Source organism: Legionella drancourtii LLAP12, assembly GCF_000162755.2.
Lineage (GTDB): Bacteria > Pseudomonadota > Gammaproteobacteria > Legionellales > Legionellaceae > Legionella > Legionella drancourtii.
In genome coordinates this window covers 106,549-111,093 of record NZ_JH413835.1, presented here as the reverse complement: position 1 = coordinate 111,093, position 4,545 = coordinate 106,549, and the positions used below count along the sequence as shown (strand labels likewise).

The window sequence follows — 4,545 nt, the reverse complement described above, 5'->3', positions numbered from 1 at the left end:
CTAGCATAGAAATATCCTGTAAATTCAATGATGAAAAGGCCCCTTACCATAACAAAAAAAATAATATTGCCTACTTAAAATTTGCGGCATTAATCTTTTCTCGGTTTTTTAAAACGTCCCACCACCTCACCTAATACTCATCTGCATAGTAAAAATTAATATTAGTCATTCAACTTTTGAGACAATCAACATTTTACAAGTGCATTTTTATAATACTGCGTTAAACTGCTTTTTGTTCCAGCAGTAAATACATAGCTTGTTGATACAGCAACACTTTTGTGCAAGATTTAAACTGATCTGGACTAGGTAATTACAATGGAAAATACAATTCAATTATCTCCTACACTCCAAATTTATCGATGGGGTCATGGTATTAGACTCTGCAGTTATGGAACTGAATTTGTTTGATTCAGATAAAATGCCAGGTAATACGACTCCTAACTTAAAAAGCAATATTACCACTTATCAAAACGTGAATTAGAATGTTTGCATTTAACCATCAAAGGCTACACAGCCAAACGAATTGCTCGTGAGTTAGGCATTTCACACCACACTATTGAAGAATACTTGCTGAATATTCGCATTAAAATGGGAGCCGCCTCAAAATCAGAGCTTATTGAAATGACCATCGATGAGTTTATTCCTGTCGATTTTTAGCAAGGCTATCCAGGTGAACTCATCTGTGGCGGTTCATAACGTTGCTCTCTAGCAACCTCTTTGCTTCCACGCTCGATTGCCTTTTCTAGCTTCTCGCGTACCTCAGGAGGAGCTTTCGGATGCTGCTTTAAATACTCTTTACCTAGATTGATTAAGTCAGGATTTTGAGGATTATTTGCTATCTCGCTCACTAATTCATTAACTTTCTCGACACGCATCGCTTTACTATAGTCTTTATAACTTGCTTTAACATCACGATGATCTTGCGTGCTAAGATTATCAAATCCATTTTTTTCTATTGCTTTTTGGCATAAAAGAATACCGCGAATATTTGCACGTGAATTAGCAACAGAACAATTATCGTATTTTTGCGCTTGTTGTGGAATATGCGTAATCGGAGGTTTGTTATCTGCAACACGATGCACCATTTTCATAATGTCCGCATGTGAGGTGCCATTACTGTGCCCATTCATTACTGCATTAATAAACTTGGGATCTACTTTTTTTAAATCATCAATACGATAAATTTGAGTGCCACAATCATTGTCATTACAGCCAACCCCACGATTAGTAAATACCATATAACCAGACTTAGAACCTGGACCATCTGGCACAATAGATAAACCCATACAATGGCCTTTGCAAGCAATGGGAATCGTAGTTAACTTTCCAGATTGAATACGCTCAGCCATTTGCTCACCGGCTTGAAGGTTCTTTGCCGTGCTTCCAGAATATGCACTCGTTTTATTTGAAAAACTATATGCATCCGCTATTTTTCTAAAATTATCATTACCCGGATTATTATTGGCATAGCTGGCTACTGAATCAGTCATTAGTTTATAAGCAGGCGCAATATTCGATAGTTGTGAAAAAGTACCATCTGAAGCAGTCATGACTATACCCAGACTCAAACCAAAACGCTTCACTGGATGGTGTCTTGCATCTGCCGTTGCTGTTGAAGCAAAACCAGCCTCTTTAGCTGCTTTACTGTCTAATGCCATCTCAAATGCCGCTTTTTCAATAGGCCGTACTTCTGCCCCAAAATCCATTAAATGTTTTGCTAAAGAAAAATCCTGTTCCTGAAATGCGCGTTGCAATGGACTCTGTCCGAAACTATTTTGTGTATGATTTAATGCTTGTGCGATGTTATCAAAACCCTGCTCCTGTGCAGCATCCAACAATGCAGCCCTTAAGCGATCCAATTCAAGTTTTTGAGCAAATAACTGATTAATAAGATTAAAAAACGCATCATTTTCAACTTTTAATCGATTTAAATGTTCTTGTTGAGTGGCAAATTTTTGCTCTAATTTGCTCGAGTTATTCTTTTGAGAGGAATTTTCATATATTTTCCCAAGCATATCCATAACTTCAAAGGGATTCAGACTAGGATTTGGCATATTATAATACTCACGTTGACATTTGATTTAATTATAACAGAAACATGGCAAGTTTTTGCCCTCTCCCACAATGAGAGGGCATTGTCTTATGAAGTTTTTCTATGTTGCATAATTGCGGAAAAAAACTCAGGTTTATTAAGTCCCATAGAGGCAAATATTTGTGGTACTCGATCCCAAGAACCCTCTTGTTCAATACTGGCGACCACCAATTCAAACCCGGCTTTTTTATCGGCATCCAGTCCCCAGCCATTTATAAGGCACAATCCTCTTAATCTTTTCGCCTCAACATGAGCTAAAGCAATAGCGGCAGACAAATAAGCATGTGCTTGTTCATAGAGCTGTCGGCATTTTTTAGCGTTCACGTCACTTTTAAAAACACCTTCTTTTTCCAAATTTTCTCTAAATTTTGCTTCATCCAGGTTTATTTTCCCTAATTGATAATTTGCCTCGGCATCATCAAGACCTGCAGCAGCTCTGAGGCATTCATCATATAGGAGATGAGCATAAGGAATTTTCTTATTAGCCTTAATGCTCTTGTATATCGCTGCCAACTCAAAATAATAGGCAATTTCTTTTTTCAACACTTCATCAGCAGGCTGGTTATGCTGCCTATTTGCTTGCATCGCTTTTAATTTTTTAATAATTTTCTTGATTTTCCAACGCTTTAACATAAAGAACTCCTGTCATCGCTTACTAGACGGTTGATTGAATAAAGTATTGCAACAATAAAATTACGACAACAATAGCAATCATTAAACCAAGGATTTTCCCCCCAAAACTAGCAGACTCTTTGAGCTGTTTCTGTATTTCTCCACTAGACTTTCCTTCATCCACATTGGGGTTTAATTCATTACCGTACATTTCATTATCAAGATGGCGGGAAACAAAATAAGAAATAAGGCCAGTAATAATGCAAGGTATAAAAAAGATTAGCCAGACAACCGTCTTACTTCCCGCTGAAGTATAATGATAATCATCTTGATACATTGCCAAAAGATTTAAAATAAAATCAGGGACGTTGTAACTTAGCTCCCATAGAAAATAAGGCAATATATACAAACTAAAAAAGAATAAACCCAAACTAATTACCAGACAAAAGATTCCAAAAAGAAATAATTTGCTGTTACCACCAAATCGATTTGATTCCATGTTTCCCTTTAAAAAAATCCATTATTATATATAAAAGATAGCAGATGCATATTAATATGTACACTTACTGGTGATATTAAGCAATTCATTTTAAAATCAATAATCCTCATAATACTTTAAGGTAAACCATGAAACGCTATGTTTTTATGCTCTCGGATGGAACAGGAATTACAGCAGAAACATTGGGCAACAGTTTAATTACTCAATTTGAAAATATTCCATTTGAACGCCTTACAATTCCCTACATTGATTCAATGACCAAAGCTGAGGATGTCGTTTTACAGATTAATAAAGCGTTTATTGAATCGGGAGTCAAACCACTGGTATTTATGACTTTAATCAATAAAGAAATCAGAAGTCTTTTTTTTAAAGAAGCAAATGCCTGCGTTTATGATTTATTTAACACCTTTATTGGCCCTATGGAACAAGAGCTCAATGAAAAATCTTCCTATACTGTAGGCCGAACTCATGGTGTAATCAATAATAAGCTTTATTTGCATCGACTAGAAGCAATTGATTTTGCCCTTTTACATGATGATGGCGTAAAACCACGTGGTTATGATAAGGCAGATATTATCCTTATTGGTGTTTCTCGTTGTGGCAAAACTCCCTGCTGTTTGTATATGGCATTACAATACGGAATTCTCGCCGCAAATTATCCATTTACTGAAGAAGAAATTGTTGGCTTTAAATTACCTGATGTATTAAAACCTTATAAGAACAAACTCTTTGGTTTAACAATCGATGTGCAGCGTTTACATCAAATTCGCACTGAGCGCAGACCCCATAGTAAATATGCTTCAGTTGAACAATGCCGCTTGGAAGTTAAAGAAGTTGAAGCCATGTATCAGAAAGAAAAAATCCCTTACATTAATTCCACTAAATATTCGATTGAAGAAATTTCAACCAAAATCCTGGCCTCATCAGGTTTACAACGTAAAATATAAAAAAATAAAGGCAAAAAAGCCAATAAATGCCATCAAGACCAACTCGGGCTGAGGACAGAAAAAGTTTATCTCCTTAACTTGACGGCTATGGGGCTTAACCCAACAATTAATCTAGACCGTAGTATCATGTAACTTATTTGCACCCTGCTGTTGGGCCCACTGCCATTAAGTTAAGGAAATCTGTCATTCCCACGCAAGCGGGAAACTATCCATGAGTTGGCATTATAGCCGGTGAGGAATGGATCCCCGCCTAAGCGGGGACGACAGGCTCTGAGAAATTTGAAGCATAAAATCCTTAACTTAATGGCAGTGGCTGTTGGGCCGAGGCCCAACAAAAATCAGATAATATCAGGCTAGACTGCCCACATTGCCATAAAATCATCCACTTTCATTAC

Annotated in this window: 4 protein-coding genes and 1 pseudogene; 2 read left to right on the top strand and 3 right to left on the bottom strand. The window is 36.8% G+C overall.

Going from position 1 to position 4,545, the window contains the following annotated elements:
* Positions 1-474 precede the first annotated feature (474 nt).
* Positions 475-657, top strand: a pseudogene (locus LDG_RS19080) (helix-turn-helix transcriptional regulator); the annotation flags it as partial.
* Positions 658-662: 5 nt separating this feature from the next.
* Here LDG_RS19080 and ankD read toward each other — a convergent pair.
* The 3 genes from ankD to LDG_RS12845 all read right to left on the bottom strand — a co-directional run bounded on the left by ankD (position 663) and on the right by LDG_RS12845 (position 3,203).
* Positions 663-2,054 carry a Dot/Icm T4SS effector AnkD/LegA15 gene (ankD, locus tag LDG_RS12855; protein ID WP_006871823.1) on the bottom strand — a complete coding sequence of 464 codons (1,392 nt, stop codon included), beginning with the start codon at positions 2,052-2,054 and terminating at the stop codon, positions 663-665.
* Between the two features lie 86 nt (positions 2,055-2,140).
* A complete protein-coding gene (locus tag LDG_RS12850) occupies positions 2,141-2,725 on the bottom strand; it encodes a hypothetical protein (RefSeq protein WP_006871822.1) in 585 nt (194 codons plus the stop codon).
* Between the two features lie 22 nt (positions 2,726-2,747).
* Positions 2,748-3,203, bottom strand: a complete 456-nt coding sequence (locus LDG_RS12845) for a hypothetical protein (protein WP_006871821.1) — start codon at positions 3,201-3,203, stop codon at positions 2,748-2,750.
* A 128-nt stretch (positions 3,204-3,331) separates the two neighbouring features.
* Between LDG_RS12845 and ppsR the strand changes: the two genes are divergently transcribed.
* A complete protein-coding gene (gene ppsR, locus LDG_RS12840) occupies positions 3,332-4,150 on the top strand; it encodes a posphoenolpyruvate synthetase regulatory kinase/phosphorylase PpsR (protein ID WP_006871820.1) in 819 nt (272 codons plus the stop codon).
* Positions 4,151-4,545: the final 395 nt, after the last annotated feature.